This is a genomic window from Moraxella sp. CTOTU48268 (assembly GCF_032069585.1).
GTDB lineage: Bacteria > Pseudomonadota > Gammaproteobacteria > Pseudomonadales > Moraxellaceae > Faucicola > Faucicola cinerea.
In genome coordinates this window covers 26,645-45,954 of record NZ_DAMALV010000005.1, presented here as the reverse complement: position 1 = coordinate 45,954, position 19,310 = coordinate 26,645, and the positions used below count along the sequence as shown (strand labels likewise).

22 protein-coding genes are annotated in these 19,310 nt (G+C 45.7%); 14 read left to right on the top strand and 8 right to left on the bottom strand.

Annotation, left to right across the window (positions count from 1 at the left end; genetic code table 11):
- The first annotated feature begins 1 nt into the window (after position 1).
- The 3 genes from rplQ (at position 2) to RT143_RS02725 (ending at position 1,826) form a co-directional block, all read left to right on the top strand.
- Positions 2-361 carry a 50S ribosomal protein L17 gene (gene rplQ, locus RT143_RS02735; RefSeq protein WP_036593417.1) on the top strand — a complete coding sequence of 120 codons (360 nt, stop codon included), beginning with the start codon at positions 2-4 and terminating at the stop codon, positions 359-361.
- 89 nt (positions 362-450) lie between these two features.
- Positions 451-1,203 carry a TSUP family transporter gene (locus RT143_RS02730; RefSeq protein ID WP_313091004.1) on the top strand — a complete coding sequence of 251 codons (753 nt, stop codon included), beginning with the start codon at positions 451-453 and terminating at the stop codon, positions 1,201-1,203.
- Between the two features lie 53 nt (positions 1,204-1,256).
- Entirely contained in the window at positions 1,257-1,826 is a 570-nt protein-coding gene (locus RT143_RS02725; protein WP_313091003.1) for a DUF4126 domain-containing protein, read from the top strand.
- Here RT143_RS02725 and radC read toward each other — a convergent pair.
- A complete protein-coding gene (gene radC, locus RT143_RS02720) occupies positions 1,823-2,500 on the bottom strand; it encodes a RadC family protein (RefSeq protein ID WP_313091002.1) in 678 nt (225 codons plus the stop codon). The genes RT143_RS02725 and radC overlap by 4 nt on opposite strands.
- Before the next feature lie 87 nt (positions 2,501-2,587).
- On the opposite strand from radC, the gene coaBC reads away from it, so the two are divergent.
- The gene (coaBC, locus tag RT143_RS02715; RefSeq protein WP_313091001.1) at positions 2,588-3,934 is read left to right on the top strand and encodes a bifunctional phosphopantothenoylcysteine decarboxylase/phosphopantothenate--cysteine ligase CoaBC; all 1,347 of its coding nucleotides are present in this window, start codon (positions 2,588-2,590) and stop codon (positions 3,932-3,934) included.
- Between the two features lie 45 nt (positions 3,935-3,979).
- Entirely contained in the window at positions 3,980-4,729 is a 750-nt protein-coding gene (locus RT143_RS02710; RefSeq protein WP_313091000.1) for a TSUP family transporter, read from the top strand.
- On the opposite strand, the gene rsmI is transcribed toward RT143_RS02710, so the two are convergent.
- Positions 4,726-5,571, bottom strand: coding sequence for a 16S rRNA (cytidine(1402)-2'-O)-methyltransferase (gene rsmI, locus RT143_RS02705; RefSeq protein ID WP_313090999.1), 846 nt, complete (start codon positions 5,569-5,571; stop codon positions 4,726-4,728). The two genes, RT143_RS02710 and rsmI, sit on opposite strands and share 4 nt — an antisense overlap.
- A gap of 68 nt (positions 5,572-5,639) precedes the next feature.
- Here rsmI and RT143_RS02700 point away from each other — a divergent pair, with 68 nt between their 5' ends.
- The 7 genes from RT143_RS02700 (at position 5,640) to hisD (ending at position 10,877) form a co-directional block, all read left to right on the top strand.
- Positions 5,640-6,197, top strand: a complete 558-nt coding sequence (locus RT143_RS02700) for a hypothetical protein (RefSeq protein WP_313090998.1) — start codon at positions 5,640-5,642, stop codon at positions 6,195-6,197.
- A 7-nt stretch (positions 6,198-6,204) separates the two neighbouring features.
- Positions 6,205-6,609 carry a YraN family protein gene (locus RT143_RS02695; RefSeq protein ID WP_313090997.1) on the top strand — a complete coding sequence of 135 codons (405 nt, stop codon included), beginning with the start codon at positions 6,205-6,207 and terminating at the stop codon, positions 6,607-6,609.
- 92 nt (positions 6,610-6,701) lie between these two features.
- On the top strand, positions 6,702-6,959 hold the full coding sequence (locus tag RT143_RS02690; RefSeq protein ID WP_065263076.1) for a BolA/IbaG family iron-sulfur metabolism protein: 258 nt from the start codon (positions 6,702-6,704) through the stop codon (positions 6,957-6,959).
- A 20-nt stretch (positions 6,960-6,979) separates the two neighbouring features.
- Positions 6,980-8,245, top strand: coding sequence for a UDP-N-acetylglucosamine 1-carboxyvinyltransferase (gene murA / locus RT143_RS02685; RefSeq protein ID WP_313090995.1), 1,266 nt, complete (start codon positions 6,980-6,982; stop codon positions 8,243-8,245).
- Positions 8,246-8,258: 13 nt separating this feature from the next.
- Positions 8,259-8,921, top strand: a complete 663-nt coding sequence (gene hisG / locus RT143_RS02680) for an ATP phosphoribosyltransferase (RefSeq protein WP_313090994.1) — start codon at positions 8,259-8,261, stop codon at positions 8,919-8,921.
- A gap of 16 nt (positions 8,922-8,937) precedes the next feature.
- Entirely contained in the window at positions 8,938-9,285 is a 348-nt protein-coding gene (locus RT143_RS02675) for a gamma-glutamylcyclotransferase family protein (protein WP_313090993.1), read from the top strand.
- Positions 9,286-9,581: 296 nt separating this feature from the next.
- A complete protein-coding gene (gene hisD / locus RT143_RS02670; protein ID WP_313090992.1) occupies positions 9,582-10,877 on the top strand; it encodes a histidinol dehydrogenase in 1,296 nt (431 codons plus the stop codon).
- Positions 10,878-10,942: 65 nt separating this feature from the next.
- Here hisD and RT143_RS02665 read toward each other — a convergent pair whose 3' ends face one another.
- Both RT143_RS02665 and RT143_RS02660 read right to left on the bottom strand, forming a co-directional pair.
- Positions 10,943-12,043 carry a lipase secretion chaperone gene (locus RT143_RS02665; RefSeq protein ID WP_313090991.1) on the bottom strand — a complete coding sequence of 367 codons (1,101 nt, stop codon included), beginning with the start codon at positions 12,041-12,043 and terminating at the stop codon, positions 10,943-10,945.
- A gap of 10 nt (positions 12,044-12,053) precedes the next feature.
- On the bottom strand, positions 12,054-13,103 hold the full coding sequence (locus tag RT143_RS02660) for an esterase/lipase family protein (RefSeq protein ID WP_313090990.1): 1,050 nt from the start codon (positions 13,101-13,103) through the stop codon (positions 12,054-12,056).
- 313 nt (positions 13,104-13,416) lie between these two features.
- Here RT143_RS02660 and RT143_RS02655 point away from each other — a divergent pair, with 313 nt between their 5' ends.
- Positions 13,417-14,985: a TerC family protein gene (locus tag RT143_RS02655; protein WP_313090989.1), complete on the top strand. Its 1,569-nt coding sequence runs from the start codon at positions 13,417-13,419 to the stop codon at positions 14,983-14,985.
- 70 nt (positions 14,986-15,055) lie between these two features.
- Here the strand turns inward: RT143_RS02655 and RT143_RS02650 are convergent, their stop codons facing one another.
- The 3 genes from RT143_RS02650 to RT143_RS02640 form a co-directional block, all read right to left on the bottom strand.
- On the bottom strand, positions 15,056-15,529 hold the full coding sequence (locus RT143_RS02650; protein WP_313090988.1) for a hypothetical protein: 474 nt from the start codon (positions 15,527-15,529) through the stop codon (positions 15,056-15,058).
- 64 nt (positions 15,530-15,593) lie between these two features.
- Complete coding sequence (locus tag RT143_RS02645; protein ID WP_219299085.1) at positions 15,594-16,322, bottom strand: pantothenate kinase; 729 nt, start codon at positions 16,320-16,322, stop codon at positions 15,594-15,596.
- A 26-nt stretch (positions 16,323-16,348) separates the two neighbouring features.
- A complete protein-coding gene (locus RT143_RS02640) occupies positions 16,349-17,278 on the bottom strand; it encodes a biotin--[acetyl-CoA-carboxylase] ligase (protein ID WP_313090987.1) in 930 nt (309 codons plus the stop codon).
- 109 nt (positions 17,279-17,387) lie between these two features.
- Here RT143_RS02640 and RT143_RS02635 point away from each other — a divergent pair, with 109 nt between their 5' ends.
- On the top strand, positions 17,388-18,200 hold the full coding sequence (locus tag RT143_RS02635) for a sulfite exporter TauE/SafE family protein (protein ID WP_313090986.1): 813 nt from the start codon (positions 17,388-17,390) through the stop codon (positions 18,198-18,200).
- Between the two features lie 47 nt (positions 18,201-18,247).
- Here RT143_RS02635 and ribA read toward each other — a convergent pair whose 3' ends face one another.
- The gene (ribA, locus tag RT143_RS02630; RefSeq protein ID WP_313090984.1) at positions 18,248-18,886 is read right to left on the bottom strand and encodes a GTP cyclohydrolase II; all 639 of its coding nucleotides are present in this window, start codon (positions 18,884-18,886) and stop codon (positions 18,248-18,250) included.
- Positions 18,887-19,310: the final 424 nt, after the last annotated feature.

Below are 19,310 nucleotides of genomic sequence, written 5' to 3'. Positions count from 1 at the left end.
CATGCGACATCGTAACAGTGGAGTTAAGTTGGGTCGTACCAGCAGCCATCGTAAGGCCATGTTCCAAAATATGACCAACTCACTATTTGAACATGAACTCATCAAAACTACTCTTCCTAAAGCTAAAGAGCTTCGCCGTGTGGCAGAGCCGCTAATTACTTTGGCAAAAGAAGATTCAGTTGCTAACCGTCGTCTAGCGTTTAACCGCTTACGTAATAAAGCGACTGTAGGTAAATTATTCACGACACTAGGCCCACGCTACAAAGCGCGTCCAGGTGGTTATTTACGTATTATCAAATGTGGTTATCGCGATGGCGATGCTGCACCGATGGCATACGTTGAATTAGTAGACCGTGACTAATTATACTGATTAAAAAAAACCCCATAGGTTCGCGCTTATGGGGTTTTTTGTTTATAGTGATAAATCCTCAATTTACCTTTGGAAAAATGATGCAATTGAGTTTTGATGTGCTAGTGATGTTAACGTTGGTCGCGGGGATTGCAGGATTTTTAGATGCCATGGCAGGGGGTGGCGGCTTATTGACCATTCCTGCCCTGTTAATGGCAAATGTTCCTACGCTTTATACTTTGGGCACCAATAAGCTGCAAGCTACTGCAGGTTCGCTTTCTGCCTCTATTACCATGATACGCAAAGGCAAAATTCACCCCAAGCAAATTTGGCGTTCGATTATTGCCTGTTTTGTGGGAGCCGTGCTAGGCGCCATGGCTGTGCAACTTTCTCCGCCAGTGCTATTAGCCAAAGGCATTCCTTTTTTAATTGCGCTTATTGGTATTTATTATCTGTTTGCACCCACTATCGGTGAGGTCAAATCTGCACCACGAATCAGCAAAAATACATGGCAATATGGGATGTCACCCTTGATTGGCTTTTATGATGGCTATTTGGGCCCTGGTACAGGGATGTTTTTTGCACTAGGCGGTATCACCATGCGCGGCTTGGATATGATTACCGCGACTGCCAATGCCAAATTACTCAACTTTACCAGCAATGCCGCGTCGCTAATGTTTTTTATACTGGGTGGAAAAGTGCTTTGGTCAGTGGGGTTTGCTATGATGGTGGGGCAATTTATCGGTGCTTCATTAGGCGCGCAGATGGTGGTCAAAGGCGGTACCAAGTTTATTCGACCAGTGATTGTGGTGATGTGTTTTGCGATGCTAATTAAATATGTGTTTTTTTCTTAATAATTTTTATTTATGATAGCGGTAAAATTATTCATACTTTGAGTATCGAAAATATGACAACTGAAATGATTTTAAGTATCTTTCTTGGGATTGGCTTGGCAGCAAGTAGCGGGTTTCGTGTGTTTGTACCGCTGTTTGCGCTCAGCTGTGCCGCATATTTTCATATTATTCCCCTTAATGATAGCTGGCAGTGGGTAGGCTCTACGCCTGCGTTAATTATTTTAGGCGTAGCCAGTATTGCAGAGTCGATCAGTTATTTAATCCCGTTGGTTGATCATCTGTTAGATACGGTTGCTGTACCGCTCGCAGGGATTGCAGGGACATTGGTCATGGCTTCGACATTGACCGATATGAGTCCTGCTATGACTTGGGCGCTAGCGATCATTGCTGGCGGCGGCGCTGCGGCTACGATAAAAGGTACAGCTGCCACCACGCGCGTGGCTTCGACTGCGACGACGGGCGGTTTGGCAAATCCCGCTGTTTCAGTGGCAGAGACCGGGACAGCGATAGGGCTGTCGGCTTTGTCGATTTTTTCACCCATTTTTGCGATGATTGCGTTAGTCATTGGTTTACTGATGATGATTTGGGTGGTAATAATGGTTAAAAACCGCGTCAAACGCTAAGGCATCTTACCTGTTTCTTGTAAAGAAAGCGTGCCATCTTGACCCACGATGATATGGTCAATCAAAGTCATATCGACAAGCTGACACGCTTTTGCCAAACTGTGAGTAATTTCTAGATCTGCTTGTGACGCTGTGGCAGAGGTGCTTGGATGATTATGGGCGATAATAAGCTGACTTGCCCCGTATTTTAACGCACAGCGCAACACTTCGCGCACACACACCGAGCACGATGAAATACCGCCTGTGAATAATACCTCATACTGTATTAAGGTGAGTTGATTGGTCAAAAACAGCACCGCAAACACCTCGCGATTGAGCGGTCGCAGCTGCGTAGTCAGATAGTCTTTGACCAATTGGCTGGCGTTAAGGGTAGGGGCTTGTTTGACTTGGCTGGCAAGGTAGCGTTTGCCCATCTCAAGGCTTGCCAAAATCTGCGCGTATTTTGCCATGCCGATACCATGACACGCCATGACTGCTTCACTAGGCGCAGATAGTAACTGAGCTAGACTGCCAAATTTCTCAATCAAGCCACGAGCCAGTTCGATGGCGGATTGGTCTTTGGTGCCTGTGCGTAAGAATATTGCCAAAATCTCGCTATCGGATAGACTCTCAGCGCCTTTTTGTAGTAGCTTTTCTCTGGGGCGCTCGTCTTGGTGCCAGTCTTTGATTGCCATAGGCATTTCCTAATAAATGATGATTAATCATACCTAAAGTGGCGGAAAATTGTTACTATAGGCGAAATTTTTTAGTGCTTTTATCTTATGAAAAATATCCTTCTTGGTATCACAGGCGGCATTGCTGCCTACAAATCCGCCTCGTTTGCCAGACTATTGATTAAAAATGGCTATGACGTCCGTGTTATTATGACGGCAAGCGCGCAAGCCTTTATTACACCATTAACGCTGCAGGCGTTGACGGGTAACCCAGTGCATATCGACTTGTTGGATGAGACTGCTGAGCTGGGTATGGGGCATATTGAACTGGCAAAATGGGCGGATTTGTTGATTATCGCGCCTGCTACCGCGAATACGATTGCTAAATTGGCTATGGGAATAGCGGATGATTTACTCACTACTGTTTGCCTTGCTACCGCTGCACCGATTTTGGTGGCGCCTGCTATGAATCAGCAAATGTGGCAACATCCATCGGTCAAACTTAATTTGCAGACGTTAACCGATTATGATTATGAAATCATCCAACCAGCCAGCGGTGAACAAGCCTGTGGTGATATCGGTGAGGGAAGATTGCCAGAGCCAGAGCAGTTGCTTGAATACGTGCAATATTTCATCGCAAGACAAATCACCCCGCAATTATTGGCGGGTAAAAATGTGACAATCACCGCAGGTCCGACGATTGAAGCCATAGACCCTGTACGCTATCTATCCAATCATTCCACAGGTAAAATGGGTTTTGCGCTGGCAAAAGCCTGCCGTAATGCAGGTGCGAGGGTAACTTTGATCGTTGGGGGTAAAGTGCCGCTACCAACGCCACTACTTGTCAATCGTATCGATGTGTTATCGGCTGAAGAAATGCTAATGACCGCTCGCCAATGCGCCAGTGACGATATATGTGATTGCCATGACGATCACGACCATGACCACCATCATCATGACCATGACCATCATCACCACCATCATGACCATGATAAATTTGGCAATGATATTGAGGTCGAACCTGTCAGCACAGCGACCGATATTTTTATTGCCACGGCTGCGGTCGCTGATTACCGAACGCGTGATGTCGTACCCCAAAAGATTAAAAAAACGCAAGACCAGATGGCACTGGATTTGGTGAAAAATCCTGATATTTTGGCGACCATTGCCACAGAATTCCCTGAAGTTTTTGTGGTAGGATTTGCGGCAGAAACCCAAGATATCGAAAAATACGCCCGTGGCAAGCTTGACGCCAAAAACTTAGATATGATTGCCTGTAATGATGTGTCCCGCACCGATATTGGTTTTGGCAGTGATGACAATGCCATGACGGTGTTTTTTAAGGGCAAAGACGCCGCAGTCAGCCTCGAAAAAGCCAGCAAGGATATCATTGCCAATCAGCTGGTCAGCTTAATTGGTAAGCAATTAGCGGGTAAATTCACCTTGGTAAGATAGTCGCTGATGGCGATTTTTTCCGTTCAGCAAGGCGTTATGCTTTCGATGCTCATGATCCCCGCGATATTTGCCATCGCCAGTATGTTTCATGGGCTGACAGGGATTGGTGCGACGCTGATTGCGACCACAGCATTGGCAAGTTTTTATCCGATGTCGCATGTGCTGCTGCTGACAGTCGTGCCGTGTTTGGTAATTAACTTGGTGGTGTTTTTGGAGGGTGGCAATATTGGCTACTACCTCAAAAAATATTGGCTATTGGTGTTTACTAGTTTTGTGGGCAGTCTGATCGGCACAAAGTTGGTGTTTCTCATCGCACCGCATTATTTGCTGATAGGGCTTGGGCTATTGATTGTCGGATATGTGCTGACCCAGTTTTTGGCAAGTCAAACGGGCAAAAATATCCGACTGCCCAATAATCAACCAAGTTTAATCTTCAGTGGGCTGGTGGCAGGCGTGCTCGGCGGTGCGACCAATGCCATGTCGCCGCTACTGGTGATGTACTTGCTATCGGCTACCGAAGACAGCCTAGACCCCAAAACCGAGCTGATTAAAGCCAGTAACCTCTGCTATGTGGTCGGCAAAATCGCTCAGTTCATCGTGCTGTGGCAAGGGTTTTTGAGCCTACCAACGACAGAATTGGGCGTGATTGGCGTGGCGACGCTGTTGTCGTTGCTGTGTTTGTATATCGGGTTTTATTTTCGTCATAAAATCTCACAAAAAATATTCAAAAATATGACGTTGGTGATTTTATTACTGTTAGGTCTTAACGCCTTATTCAAAGCTTTTAGTGGTTAATGATTATCGTCTTTTAACATCAACGCCCTTTCATACAAAGCATTTTTTTTCGTTCCTGTGATATCGCTGGCGAGCTGTGAGGCTTTTTTCACACTCAAATCTTGCAACAGTCGTTTTAGCAACGCATCGTGTTTACCTTCATCATTGACAGAATCATTTGCCCCAGCGACCACCAGTACCATTTCTCCTTTTTGCTGATTGGCATCGCTTGCAACAAACTGCTTTAGTTCACCAAGTGTTGATGGATAAATGGTTTCAAACGTTTTGGTTATCTCACGGCAAAACGTCACTTGTCGATTGTCGCCAAGTACCGTAATCATGTCATCGATACACTCAACAATACGATGGGGTGCTTCATAAAAAATCAGCGTGGCGGTTAAATCCTTGATTTTAGTCAATTCGCTTTGTCGTCCTGCAGTTTTGGCAGGCAAAAAGCCATAAAAATAAAACTTGTCTGAAGGTAATCCTGCGACCGATAAGGCGGCTATGGCAGCACTGGCGCCGACAACCGGTGAGACTTTGATGCCGGCTTGGTGACAGGCGCGTACCAGTCGAAAACCAGGGTCGCTAATCAGCGGGGTACCGGCATCACTGATAAGCGCGATATTTTGCCCTGACTGTAATATCTCAATCAGTTTAGGGGTCTGTACTTCGGCATTGTGGTCGTGATAAGCCCAAGTTGTGGTGGGGATGTTAAAGTGGTTGAGCAGTTTGCCCGAGGTACGGGTGTCCTCACAGGCGATGATAGCCACGCTTTTTAGGCAGTCGATGGCGTGGGCGGTGATATCGGATAAATTACCAATCGGGGTGGCGACGATATAGAGTGTGCCGTTTTGCTGCATGATTTTCTCAAATTTTGCTAAATATTGGTGGTATTATAAGGTGTTTTCTGCGGAAAAAAGGATTTGTCATGAAAACAATTTGCTTTGCTATTTTAAGTGTAAGTTTAATTTCAACCGCAGAGGCTTGTTTACCCTCATCCCCGGCTGATGTGTTGGTCGGAAGAATTGCCAGTATCGAAAAAGGCGGTGAATTGCAACGTGAAAGCCAAGCAAAGCAAGGTTTTGGCTTAAAATTCACGGATTATCACTGGGCATTTCGCACGTGGTATCAACGGCTTATTTTGCCATCGGCGCAGCGTTTTGAAGGTGTTTTTGCCATTAGCTCACTAAAACCCAACGATATCGTTGTGGCATTAGCGAGTTATTATGATGGGGGTAAACCGCATAATTACCGCATTGATAGTGTGGCAAAGCTGACTTATCAAAATAACAAGCTGATTTTACAAAACCCGTTGGTGATACCGGTCAGTTGGAATCGGCAACAAAAACGATGTGGGATTGGTCAAAATTATGCAGGGATTTTGGATGGCTTTATCGACAACAACCAAGCCTATTATTTGGCAAAATTACAGCAAAAATACCCAACTTGTGCCGCTTTAGAAAAAGCCTTTGCAACAGTAAAATAACGCAACAATGAAACTCACCGCCCCAAAACAGCGCCAAGGCGACTATTATGAAACCCTCGCCAAAGGCTACCTTGAAGCGCAAGGTTTAACGTTTTTTGCCAAAAACTGGCACTACAAAAACTTGGGCGAGCTTGATTTGGTAATGCTCGAGCTGACGCAAAAAACCCCTTGCCTAGTCATTGTCGAAGTGCGTCAACGAAAAGCCAGCCAATTTGGCACAAGTTTAGACAGTATCACCCCTGCCAAACAACGTAAAATCATTAAAACCACCGAAGCTTTCTTACAGGCGCATCCACAATTTGATAACTTTGACATTCGCTTTGATGTAGTAAGTTATGAAGGCGTTTTAGCTTTAGGGCAGGCTGTCATGCCAATGCCTATGTGGATTAAGGACGCTTTTAGCGTAAATTAAGCATTTTGTATAACGTATAAACTTAGCAAAAATTATGCTATGCTACGCAGCAAAATAGTATAATTTTACCCCTCTTTTATTAGGTATTTCCCATGAACGCACAAGATTTAATTACTTTACTACAACCCCATTTTCCGAGTGGCAAAATCGAAGCTGCCAATCAAGGCAACAAATTTGATGTGCGCGTGGTGGATGACAGCTTTGAGGGTAAACGTCCTGTCGCGCGTCAGCAAGCCGTATTGGGGTTGGTGTCTGATAAATTTGCGTCAGGTGAAATCCATGCACTGAATATCCAAGCGTTGACCTATGCCCAGTGGCATGAGATGCAAGCTAAACAAGCTGCGCAATAAGCCATTTTTAGGAGAAACACATGGATAAATTTTTAATCACGGGTGGCACTCAAGTCAAAGGTGAAGTGGTCATCTCTGGTGCGAAAAATGCGGCATTACCCTTGCTTGCGGCGATGATTTTGGCAGAAACCCCAGTCACCCTGCACAACGTACCGACACTTAAAGACGTCAATACCTTGGTCAAATTGATTGCGGGCACGGGTATCACCATCGAAAAGAACGGCGATACGGTGACTTGCGATACCAGTACCATCAATAGCTACTATGCCCCATATGAGCTGGTCAAAACCATGCGTGCATCGATTTTGGTATTGGGGCCTTTGCTTGCGCGCTTTGGGCAGGCTGAAGTCTCGCTACCTGGTGGCTGCGCAATTGGCTCACGCCCTGTCGACCAACATCTAAAAGCTTTGGAAGCGATGGGTGCGACCATCACTGTTGAAAATGGCTATGTTAAAGCCAAAGCACCCGCTAGCGGTCGGCTAAAAGGTTGTCATTTCACCTTTGATATGGTCACGGTTGGCGGCACTGAAAATACCATCATGGCAGCGGCATTGGCAGAAGGCACCACGCACCTAGAAAACTGTGCGCGTGAACCAGAAGTGGTTGATCTGGCTAATATGCTTGTCAAAATGGGCACGAAAATTGAAGGCATTGGCACCGCTTATATGACCATTGAAGGCGTTGACAAATTAAATGGCTGTGAGTATTCAGTAGTACCAGACCGTATCGAAACAGGCTCATATCTTGCGCTTGCCATGATGACAGGCGGCGAAGTAACTGCCAAAAAAACCGAAGCAAGCTTGATGCAATCGGTGCTTAAAAAATTTGAAGAAATGGGCGCCCAAGTCACGGTTGGTAGCGACTGGATTAATGTCAAAATGGCAGGTCGTCCAAAAGCGGTTGATATCCGCACACTACCACACCCGGCGTTCCCAACCGATATGCAAGCCCAGCTCATGACAGTTTGCTGTATTGCAGAAGGTACCAGTACCATTATTGAAAATATTTTTGAAAATCGTTACATGCACGTCCCTGAGCTGCAACGTATGGGCGCCAATATCAAAGTCGATGGTCATACCGCCGTTGTTCAAGGCGTCGATAAGCTCAATGCCGCGCCTGTCATTGCAACCGATTTACGCGCCTCTATGTCACTGGTAATGGCAGCGGTGGCAGCCCAAGGCGAGACCTGTATCGAGCGCATTTACCATATTGACCGTGGTTATGAGTATGTGGAAGATAAACTGCGCGGCTTGGGCGTCACCATTGAGCGAGTAAAAGGCGAATAACAGGTATAAGACAATGACACAAGCAAATGATGCCAATTATAACGGTCTTACCTTAGCGTTATCCAAAGGGCGAATCTTAAAAGATACCTTACCCTTCCTAAAAAAGGCAGGTATCGAACTACTTGAAGACCCAGAAGAATCACGTAAACTGATTTTCCCGACCACGCATGCTGACGTGCGGATTTTGATCTTACGCGCCAGTGACGTGCCAACCTATGTGGAGCATGGGGCAGCGGATTTTGGTGTGGCGGGTAAAGATGTGCTGATGGAGCATGGCTCAAGCAATTTATATGAATTGCTTGACCTACAAATTGCCAAATGCCGTTTGATGACGGCAGGTAAAGTGGGGCTACAATTACCCAGTCGTCGTCTTCGAATTGCCACCAAATATGTCAATGTGACGCGCGCGTTTTTTGCCAGTCGCGGTGAACAAGTGGATGTGATTAAACTCTATGGTTCCATGGAACTTGCGCCCTTGGTAGGCTTAGGTGATTTGATTGTGGATGTGGTCGATACCGGTAATACCTTAAGAGCCAATGGTCTAGAGCCGCGCCAAGAGATTTGCCAAGTCTCTTCGCGTTTGATTGTCAATCAGGTCAGTTATAAACGTAAATTTGCGCTCCTTGAGCCAATCATCGAAAGCTTTAAGCAAAGCATCGCTGATAACACCCAGTAAGGTTTCAAAAATCACCATGATGCAGCATCTTTTTGTGTATGGCACGTTAGCGCCCAATCGCGATAACCACGCTATCATGACGCCCATCAACAATGGCAGTTGGCAGCCGGCGACTATTCGTGGGCAGTTGATACAAGATGGCGGTTGGGGCTCGGCGCTCGGATTTCCTGCAGTCATCCCAGATGAACAAGGCGACATGATAGCTGGCTTGGTGTTTTCGTCGGATGATTTGGTCAATCATTGGGCGCGGATAGATGAGTTTGAAGGTGAAGCCTATCAGCGCATTGAAGTAACCGCCACGCTTGACAATGGTGCGAAAATCCAAACCTTTGTGTATGCACTCGACAATCTACAGCATTATTAAAGCTGTCTTTGAAGATTAAAACATGGAAGATAAAAACATTAAAAACATTAAAAATTAAAACATTGAAGATTAAAAAAAGACGTTATGAAGACGTCTTTTTTTAACTGGGCGAAAACTAAAAGTGGTGACGGATTGGCTCAGTTTAGCCGATTTTGATGCGTCGATTTTGATGCGCTAGCTTTGATGCACCAATTTTGATGGATTGGCGAATGGCTGTGCAGGCTAAAAAGCCGCTTTCATCCATGAAGAAATTTGTTATGCTATGGGTTAGTCATTTTTATTCTTAGGGGAATACCATGCGATTGTTAAATAGCCAACAAGCCAGTTTTGAGCAGGAATTGACAGAGCTGCTTGCTTTTGAAACGGTAAATGATCCAGCGCTACTGGCTACGGTCGATGATATTATCGCGCAAGTGCGTCAGGGTGGGGATGAGGTGGTGTTAAAGCTGACCCAACAGTTTGACAACCATCCTGCCAAAACTTTTGCTGAGCTAGAGATTTCACAAGAAAAGCTCAAACAAGCATTTGATGGGTTAAATCCTACAATCAAGCAAGCGCTTGAACTGGCGGCACAGCGCGTCACATCCTTTCACGAGCGCCAACGGCAAGAAAGCTGGACGTATCAAGATGCGCTAGGCAATACGCTTGGACAGCAAGTTACGCCACTCGATAAGGTGGGTATTTATGTGCCAGGTGGGCTGGCAAGTTATCCATCCAGCGTCTTGATGAATGCGTTACCCGCCAAAGTGGCAGGGGTCGGGCAAATTATCATGGTGGTGCCTGCGCCTCATGGTGAACTAAATCCCTTGGTATTGGCGGCCGCTTATTTGGCGGGTGTGGATAAAGTGTTTACCATTGGGGGCGCGCAAGCGGTGGCAGCGTTGGCTTATGGTACTAACACCATCCCACAAGTCGATAAAATCACAGGACCTGGCAACAAATACGTGGCAGCCGCCAAACGCGCCGTGTTTGGGCAAGTGGGCATTGATATGATTGCAGGTCCCTCGGAAGTACTCGTATATGCCGAAGGTGTGGCAAATGATAAAGCGGACTGGTTAGCTATGGATTTATTGTCGCAAGCTGAGCATGACACCGTTGCGCAAGCAATTTTTGTCACCCCATCTGAGCCATTACTCAAAAAAGTTGCGCAGGAAATCGAAAAAGCCTTAGCAGATTTGCCAAAAGCTGAAATTGCTAAAGCGGCGATTGCCAACCGTGGTGCGCTGATTTTGGTGAAAGACCGAGCAGAAGGTATTGAGGTGATTAACCGCATTGCGCCTGAGCATTTGGAATTGTCGGTCGATGACCCAGAATCGATGGTCAAAGATGTCCGCCATGCGGGCGCTATCTTTATGGGGCGCTATACCCCTGAAGCGATTGGTGATTATTGCGCTGGCCCTAATCACGTATTGCCAACGTCAGGTACCGCACGCTTTAGTTCACCGCTCGGCGTATATGATTTTCAAAAGAAATCTTCGATTATTTATTGTAGCGAGCAAGGTAGCCAAACGCTGGCAAAAACTGCCGATATATTGGCGGTGGAAGAAAATTTGGATGCCCACGCGCGTTCAGCCCGTTACCGTGTGAAATAGGCTCAAACGCGCCTGTGGTAATTCAACAGGGCGTTTAACTCATTTAACTCATTTTAAGGGGGAAGTTAACGCTGCTTTGTCAATACATCTAGACGTAGCCGTTCTTCAGGCGTAAACATCGTCTGCTGTAACGCCACAATTTGTTGCTGTGCTTGCGGCACATTACCCAATTTGCCCAGTATTTGATTAGACTGTGTCTGATAAGTTGCCACACGCTGCGCAAATGCCGCTTCGGATTGGTCAAGCTGCTCAAGCCGTTTGACCGCTTCAGGGGAGACGTATTGACTACGCATGGCATTGATTTGGCTTTGCGTTGCCCCTTGCTGCTGCATTTGCTGCGTTTGCGCTAATAACTTGTCAATATTGCGCTGCTGGGTTAGCTTTGTCTGTAGATTTGGGTCTTTAACACTGGCGATATAGGCAGTTTGCGCCTTATCAATGATGGCTTGGCGCTGGTCATTGCTCAGTTGCGAATTTTGGTTGGCTTCGACGACCGTCATGTTGTAGTCATTGAGGGCTTGTTCATCCCCAAAAAAAGCTTCACGGGTTTTGGCGTCAAAATAGCGGGCTTGCAGCTGTTGTACTGCGCGTAGTTGGTTCTTAATCGCAGATAAATCTAATGCGCTGACGTTGGGATTGGACTGTGCTTTAGGCTTATCTAGCTGGCTGACAGCGGTCAAATAGGTTAGATAATTTTGAAAAATGTTAACCGCTTGGCTTGCGGCAGGCTCAGGCGTATGTTCACGAATATAGGCAATCACCCGTTGTTCAATCTGGCTTAACGGCTCTTCCCCTTGTGCGGACAAAAAATAATCAAACAGTCGGCGCAAACCGGCGGTCACCACCAATTGCTTGTTTTCATCGATAATAATTTCGCCATCGACTTGGGTGCCTTGTAGTGATTTGGGCAGCGATGTGGGTGAGGCGTTAGCGTTCGCGCTGACGGAGGATGCATTGGCGAGCGTGATGGTTTGATTGGAGGGCAATATACCAGATGGCATCGTACTAGCAGCATCATGCTGTAAATTATTGGCTGTTTTGACAGCGTCCTTAGGTTTTAACCAGAGTATGCAGGCTATCAATAATGCGATGATACCACTGGCTAATATGACTATTAGCCAGGTTATCGGTCGTTGGTTTGTGTCAGGGTTATTTGAAGGAACCATAGGCATAAGCTTACAATGATTGACCTTTCAAGCGATTGACTTGGTTGCGATAGACAGTCAATGGATTGGTGTCTAGCAAACTGACAATGCCAAACACCTGATTGACTGAATCCATATGATTCATTTTATAGTTATCACGAATCACTTCGCCGAGACGACTTGAACAGGGTGAGACAAGCCCATCATTGGCTTCGCCATTGAATGATAAACCCGTCAACCCCAACACTGCATCAGACGGATCGACAAGCATGGTCATAGTTTGGGCGCCACTAAATGAGTAGTAACGTACATTATTGACCACCGTGTTTTTTGGGTATCCACAATAACTGGTCGGCATTGCTGCAGGGAATTTTTGGTTAAATTTGGCTGCGTAATTGGTAGTAAGTGAATTGACGGCTGCCCAGCCATCTTGCTGCTGTAGTTGATTGAGTGGCACGCCAGATCCAATATCCATCACACCGCCCACCAATTCAAAAAACTTGATTGCCATTAAAGAGGCGGTATTAAATTCGCCAGCCGGTAAGCCATCAGCCGCGCTGCCTTCAGTCACCATTTTGACCGTCCAGTCCGCCATTTTTGAGCCTTGCTCAGGACTAGAAATCGCCGTCACAGACGAGACTAGCGATGGCGCAACCCCAGCCACATAGCGAATATCAATCCCACCGTGGCTATGACCGATTAAGTTAACCTTTGGGCTGCCGGTGATTGCAATGATGGTTTTGACTTGTTGGAGTAGCTGCTCACCGCGCACTTCGGTGTCATTGACACTTGATGTCTTGGTCACATATACACTTGCGCCATTTTTGGTGAGATCTTGAGGGATGCCATTAAAATAATCGACCAAACCAAACATTTTGCTCCAGCCACCAAGCCCGTGAGCAAGTACGATAGGGTATTTGGTTTTTGCAAAATCTGAGGTGGCGCTTAGGGAGGTGACTGCGACACAGCCAGTGGCATTGGCACAGTTGTAATAACTTGATGCATAAGAAGATGCAGAAAATGCGATGGAAGAAAAAAGCAATCCTTTGGCGGCACGGCGCATAAAGCGATGATGTGACATATACTGATCCTTGTAAAGTCATAATGAAGTTTCGCTGTCCTATCGATTAAATTAACCTAAATCAAGAATTTGTGAATCAAATAAAATGACTTATCAGTATATTTTTTGGCAATGTCAGTTGATGCAGTATGTAGGTAAGGTTTAGGTAAAGTTAAAGACCAAGTGATGTATTGGCACAATTGGCGTGCCATCTACAAAAGCAGACACAAATTATCATTGATTTTTTGCTATGATTTGTTAAGGTAACGGCTGATTTTTCGTTTTTGCTGTTTTTATTTTTTGCCCCTCATAACAAGAGAATAACTGACCCACTATGTTAGAACTACTATCTGACCCGTCAGCGTGGCTAAGCCTTGCGACGCTTGTCATTCTTGAGATTGTTTTAGGTATTGATAATCTTGTCTTTATTGCCATCTTAGCGAATAAACTCCCGCCGCATCAGCGCGCTAAAGCCCGAAATTTAGGTCTTGGCTTGGCATTGGTCATGCGGCTGTTCTTATTGTCGATTATGTCATGGCTCATTACCTTAACCGATCCCGTTGTCACGTGGGGAAGTTTTGATTTATCAGTTCGCGACATTATTTTATTGGTGGGCGGGGTGTTCTTGCTGTTTAAAGCAACAACAGAGCTGCATGAGCGGCTAGAAGGAAAACCTGAGCATACCAACCAAAGTAAAGTGCAAGCAGGGTTTATTGCGGTTGTCGCACAGATTGTGATTTTAGATGCGGTGTTCTCGTTTGACGCGGTGATTACCGCTGTAGGTATGGCAAAACACCTTGAAATCATGATGGCGGCAGTGATCATTGCCATGGCATTGATGGTGGCTGCCTCTAAAGCACTCACCGAGTTTGTCGGTCGTCATCCAACCGTGGTGATTTTGTGTTTAAGTTTTCTACTGATGATTGGCTTTAGTTTGATTGTTGAAGGACTAGGCTTTCATATGCCAAAAGGTTACTTGTATGCGGCGATTGCGTTCTCAATTTTAATTGAAGCGTTTAACCAAGTAGCCAAACGCAATAAAACCAAATATGAAAATCAAATTCCGATTCGTGACCGTACCGCGGATGCGATTTTACGTTTAATGGGTGGTAAAACTGAAGAAGCGGTTACCCCAGAGAATAATTCAGAACATTTTGATTTTGATAGTATGCCATTTGCGCAAGAAGAGCGTTATATGATTAGTGGCGTACTAGCGCTCAATGAGCGCGATGTACATACCATCATGACGCCGCGCAATGATATCTCTTGGGTCAATATCAACGGTAGCCGCGAAGAAATGCGCGCGCAATTGCTTGATACGCCGCATAGCTTGTTCCCTGTGTGCCGAGATACCATTGATAAAGTGCTTGGGGTAGTACGCGCCAAAGACTTTTTGGATTTGCTTGATAACAATGTCGCAGATATTGAAACCGCCATTAAACCCTTACTTAACAAGCAGCAGCCTGTGTTTGTGTCAGAGAGCATTGACAATCTAAAGCTGCTCAATATGCTTAAAAAAGCCAAAGGTAATTTGGCGATGGTGATTGATGAATATGGTCAGGTCGCAGGGCTAGTGACACCACTTGATGTGTTAGAGGCGATTGCAGGTGAGTTCCCTGATGAAGATGAAACCTTAGAAATTATTCCCTATGACGATTATTGGATTGTGGAAGGTACGGCAAGCTTGCACCAACTACGTTTGGAGCTTGACGATCCAGATTTGCTACTCGATGCCGATCAGTTCACCATTGGCGGGTATTTGATTTCGCAGTTGACCGATGTCCCAGAAGTCAATCAAACCATTGATATCGGTGCCTATAAGTTTACCATTCTAGAAACTTCAACATCGCGCATTTTGAAATTAAAAGTTGAACGTGAAGCCCCGATGGTGGCAACGGTTTAAATCACTGATTGGGTATAAAAAAGGGGTAATTAACCCCTTTTTTTTTATTATTTTTTTAGGGGTATAACAATTAAGGAATTTGCTTAATCGTCAAGGTGATAGTAGGCAAATTGCTCGTTGATGTGGCAGCAGATTGACTGGACACAGGCGTGGATGATAGCGCAGTCAAGGTAATATCCATATTGGCAAAACGCTGTGTTTGACGCAAGTCACCACGCAAATCCCCAATCGATAGGTTGAGGGTTTGTGGGCGAGAGGCGGTAGTCATAGCCGTGACCGCTACTGTGGCATTGCCTGCCCAAATACACTGTACGCCTGTGGCACAGCGACTATCATTGAGCACTTTATCAAAAGTCAGATTTAGCTGATGTTCTTTAACAAAGATGTTTTGACCCAGTGCAAGCGTGACCGTGCGATTGGCATTGGCTGGCTGGTTGACTGTTGAAGGCGTTGGTTTGGCGGGCAACGTAGGCGCAGTCATACAGGCGGTTAATAGGCTCGTAGTGAGGAAAGCGATGCTTGTGGTTTGAATGATTTTTTTCATCGGTAATTTCCTTTTTTTCTTAACGGTTAATTTTATTTCTGGTTTTTAGTTTTGATTTTTAGTGTTATTTTTTAGCAGCAAAAAAACGCTGTAATCCCGCCAATACCAAGTCTTGCCGAATTTCCACGCTGGCTGATAGGTGTGGCTCAAAAGTATGGGCATCACCGCCTGTCATGGTGATTTCAAATTGTGGGTAGCGATGAATTGTTTCATTGATGGCCCCAACAATGGATAACATAATACCATGATGCACCGCGTCTTGGGTATTGGTGCCTGAATCTATACTATCAAAAGTGCCATCAATAATACTAATCTGGCGCGTTCCCGAAAATAGCGACTCGCGCTGCAAATAAATACTGGGGAAAATATAGCCCCCCAAGTGATGACCCTGATCGACCAAATCAATGGTAACGGCAGTGCCGCAGCCAATTACGCATTGTTTTTTGCTAGGCTCGATGATACCGAGCATTTGTAGCCAGCGGTCAACGCCAAGTTGGGCAGGATTATAGTCGCTCGACATCAGCGCGTGCTTGGCATGGACTTGGGCAAATTCAAACGGTTTTTGCAATCGCTCTAGGCTTTCTGCGACGTGATTATTGACGGCTTGTCCAAGCACGGATGATACCCCGATAAAGTCAGGGTTAAGTCGTTCAAGCCGAAAGGTCAACCCTTTGAGCAATTCGGCAGGGGCTTGCAAATGCTGCTCAGCCGCATGATCGAGCACTTGACCGCTATCGTCCGTGAGCCAATATTTTAAGCGGGTATTACCCAAGTCTAGCCAAAGTTTTGTCATAAATAATAGCCTTTGAATGGTATGCTTTATTTGTGTTTATTTGTCTGCAATGATGAAACGGCTGAATCCAAAACTTGAATCGTGCCTGTCCAAATCGTTTGTATGCTGCCATCTGCTTGCTCAATCAGTAGACAGCCTTGCGCATCGATACCTGCTGCAATGCCTGTTATTGATTGCTCAGATAAGGCGTTATGAATTTGCAAATGCTTGTTTTTTAATACGTCTTTTTGCGCAAAATCATGGATAAATTGCTCGCTTGCTTCAGTAGCTTGCAGCTGATTAAATTGCCCAATCGCATTAGCTATGGCATCGCTAATGGGCTGATAAAAATCACTGGGCTGTAAGCGCTGCGCTGTCAAATCTTGCAAGCTTACCGCTTGGTAGTTTAAGCCTTCTTGTGTTTGCTCGGTCAATACAGGGGCATGGGCAATATTGACTCCCACACCGATGACGACCCCTAACATTTGACCTGCGACATTCACAGGCTCTATCAAAATACCCGAGAGTTTTTGAAATTGGTCAGGTAGGTTGTCTTGTGGTTGATAAAAACCCACATCGTTCACCCATTTGACGCCAATGGTTGGCAAATGCTTTGCCAGTCTTGTTTGATTGATATCTTCCATGATAGGGATTTGACTGAGCTGATAACCCACGCACAGTGACAAACGACCATCTAATCGATAAGATAAGCAAAGATTTTGCGGTAATGCATAGGCTTGTGTCGGCACATACAGCGATAAATAAACATTGCCTAGCGGTGATTGCCATGTTCTGCCATGTTGACCACGTCCGCCTGATTGGGTATCAGCAGTGAGTAAATGGGGTCGGCTAAAATGCGGTCGGTTATGGTCGGTGGGCGACTGCGCTTGATAGCTTAGCACCATCCACTCAATCAGCTGGCTGTTGGTTGAGTGGGTTGATGATAAATGGGTATGGCAAAGCGAATCAATTTTCATGGGGATGGGTACATAGGGTCGGGTTCATAAGCTTAGGCACAATGTTACAAACGACAAAAAGATAAGTTTGCTATACTAACGCTATTTTTAATCAAAGGAAATGCAAAAAATGATGTATCTGTGGTTTTTGCTGGCGGGGGCATTTGCTGGCACTTGTGCGGGTCTGTTTGGCGTCGGTGGCGGATTGATTATCGTACCCGTGCTGATGGCGATTTTTAAAGCGTATGGCTATCCAAGCGATGTCATTACCCATTTGGCGGTAGGGACATCGCTTGCCACGATTGTGGTGACATCGATAAGCTCCATGCAATCGCACAATAAGCGCGGTGGTGTGCGCTGGGATGTATGGCGCAATATGTCGATTGGCTTGGTAGTGGGTAGTTTTGTTGGTGCTTATATCGCAGATTTATTGCATGGTAAGGTCTTGGCGTTTTTGATTGCTGGCATGGCGCTGTTTATGGGGCTAAAAATGCTTCTGGCTAAAAAATCGGAAGTTGTTGCGACCACTCACTTGCCCTCTGCGCCTGTGCAAACAGGGGTTGGGGGCTTGATTGGCGCAGCATCGGCGATTTTTGGTATTGGCGGTGGCAGTTTTACCGTGCCGTTTTTGAGCCGTTTTGGTTTGACCATGCAACAAGCGGTGGGTACGTCAGCAGCCTGTGGCTTGCCGATTGCCATTGCAGGGGCGCTCGGGTTTATGTTCTTTGGTAAAGATGTACAGGGCTTGCCGGCTGAGGCGATTGGCTTTGTGCATGTCACCGCGTTTTTGTGTATTTCAGTGATGAGTTATTTATTTGCCAAAGTGGGGGCAAAATTGGCGCACCAATTGCCTGCCAACACTTTAAAGCGCATGTTTGGTGGTTTGCTGCTGATTGTGGGTGCAAAAATGATGCTGAATGTACTCGGGGTTAATTTATTGTAAAAAAACAAAAAATTAATGTTCTAGCATTTTATGAGAATGAGTGTTTATCACTCATTCTCAATCATATGCCCCATACGCGCTTTTTTGGTGTTGAGATAGGCTTCATTGTGGGGGTTGACACCCACCAACAGGGGTACGCGCGCTACCACCTCAATACCAATATCATTGAGATAGTCAATTTTGTTGGGGTTGTTGGTTATCAGCTTTACCTTATCCACACCGACATGCTCAAGCATCGGCTTGCACATTTCATAGGTGCGAGCATCGGCAGGTAAATCGAGCAGCAAATTGGCATCAAGCGTATCATGTCCTTGGTCTTGCAACGCATAGGCACGGATTTTATTGGTCAGTCCAATCCCGCGTCCTTCTTGGCGCAAATATAAAATCGCCCCACAGCCGCCATCTTTAGCATAAGCTTGAAGCATCTGCATGGTGGCATTGAGCTGAGGCCCGCAGTCGCATTTAAGCGAACTAAAGGCATCCCCTGTCAAACATTCGCTATGAATGCGTACCAATGGGATTTTGGATTTATCGGCCGTGGGCAAACCAACCGTCAGCATGACGTGTTCATGTTTGCGATTGCCAAGCGCATCGCGTGCCGTGTCGTCCGTATCTTCAAACACATGAATATCAAATAGCCCATGCGCTGTTGGTAAGGTTGCTTGCGTGATAAATTGATACGACACCCACTACTCCAAAAAAATGACCCACTGACCCAAACAACTGAACCAAGTCGGTAAACCCAAAAATAAAATTGCCCTTTACATGAAGGCATTGATTAAAATATCAAGAAGGATAGCGTCATTACCCATCTTATCAATAAGCCGCAAGCTAGGTTGGCATGCTATATGACGCAACTTTTTTGTCAAAATTTATCAAAAATTCAAGGCGCTAAGCTAAACTTTATAGAAGCTATAAGATACAATCTAAAATAGCGAGGTTTGATGTTTAATCAACAAAAAAATGCTATTATGCCACATTCATGCGCCACATTGGCAATTCAAAGCTGGTAATACTAGCTTAGCCACCTAGATTTTCAAGCGCCCAACGCTTTGGCAGTTTGTCAACTTTGTGCCCGTATTTTGTGCCAATTTTGTGCCAAAAATAAGG

What these genes read in the sequence shown, in the direction of transcription:
- rplQ (WP_036593417.1), top strand. Translation starts at nt 2, where the DNA reads ATGCGACATCGTAACAGTGGAGTTAAGTTGGGTCGTACCAGCAGCCAT.
- RT143_RS02730 (WP_313091004.1), top strand. Translation starts at nt 451, where the DNA reads ATGCAATTGAGTTTTGATGTGCTAGTGATGTTAACGTTGGTCGCGGGG.
- RT143_RS02725 (WP_313091003.1), top strand. Translation starts at nt 1,257, where the DNA reads ATGACAACTGAAATGATTTTAAGTATCTTTCTTGGGATTGGCTTGGCA.
- radC (WP_313091002.1), bottom strand. Translation starts at nt 2,500, where the DNA reads ATGGCAATCAAAGACTGGCACCAAGACGAGCGCCCCAGAGAAAAGCTA.
- coaBC (WP_313091001.1), top strand. Translation starts at nt 2,588, where the DNA reads ATGAAAAATATCCTTCTTGGTATCACAGGCGGCATTGCTGCCTACAAA.
- RT143_RS02710 (WP_313091000.1), top strand. Translation starts at nt 3,980, where the DNA reads ATGCTCATGATCCCCGCGATATTTGCCATCGCCAGTATGTTTCATGGG.
- rsmI (WP_313090999.1), bottom strand. Translation starts at nt 5,571, where the DNA reads ATGCAGCAAAACGGCACACTCTATATCGTCGCCACCCCGATTGGTAAT.
- RT143_RS02700 (WP_313090998.1), top strand. Translation starts at nt 5,640, where the DNA reads ATGAAAACAATTTGCTTTGCTATTTTAAGTGTAAGTTTAATTTCAACC.
- RT143_RS02695 (WP_313090997.1), top strand. Translation starts at nt 6,205, where the DNA reads ATGAAACTCACCGCCCCAAAACAGCGCCAAGGCGACTATTATGAAACC.
- RT143_RS02690 (WP_065263076.1), top strand. Translation starts at nt 6,702, where the DNA reads ATGAACGCACAAGATTTAATTACTTTACTACAACCCCATTTTCCGAGT.
- murA (WP_313090995.1), top strand. Translation starts at nt 6,980, where the DNA reads ATGGATAAATTTTTAATCACGGGTGGCACTCAAGTCAAAGGTGAAGTG.
- hisG (WP_313090994.1), top strand. Translation starts at nt 8,259, where the DNA reads ATGACACAAGCAAATGATGCCAATTATAACGGTCTTACCTTAGCGTTA.
- RT143_RS02675 (WP_313090993.1), top strand. Translation starts at nt 8,938, where the DNA reads ATGATGCAGCATCTTTTTGTGTATGGCACGTTAGCGCCCAATCGCGAT.
- hisD (WP_313090992.1), top strand. Translation starts at nt 9,582, where the DNA reads ATGCGATTGTTAAATAGCCAACAAGCCAGTTTTGAGCAGGAATTGACA.
- RT143_RS02665 (WP_313090991.1), bottom strand. Translation starts at nt 12,043, where the DNA reads ATGGTTCCTTCAAATAACCCTGACACAAACCAACGACCGATAACCTGG.
- RT143_RS02660 (WP_313090990.1), bottom strand. Translation starts at nt 13,103, where the DNA reads ATGTCACATCATCGCTTTATGCGCCGTGCCGCCAAAGGATTGCTTTTT.
- RT143_RS02655 (WP_313090989.1), top strand. Translation starts at nt 13,417, where the DNA reads ATGTTAGAACTACTATCTGACCCGTCAGCGTGGCTAAGCCTTGCGACG.
- RT143_RS02650 (WP_313090988.1), bottom strand. Translation starts at nt 15,529, where the DNA reads ATGAAAAAAATCATTCAAACCACAAGCATCGCTTTCCTCACTACGAGC.
- RT143_RS02645 (WP_219299085.1), bottom strand. Translation starts at nt 16,322, where the DNA reads ATGACAAAACTTTGGCTAGACTTGGGTAATACCCGCTTAAAATATTGG.
- RT143_RS02640 (WP_313090987.1), bottom strand. Translation starts at nt 17,278, where the DNA reads ATGAAAATTGATTCGCTTTGCCATACCCATTTATCATCAACCCACTCA.
- RT143_RS02635 (WP_313090986.1), top strand. Translation starts at nt 17,388, where the DNA reads ATGATGTATCTGTGGTTTTTGCTGGCGGGGGCATTTGCTGGCACTTGT.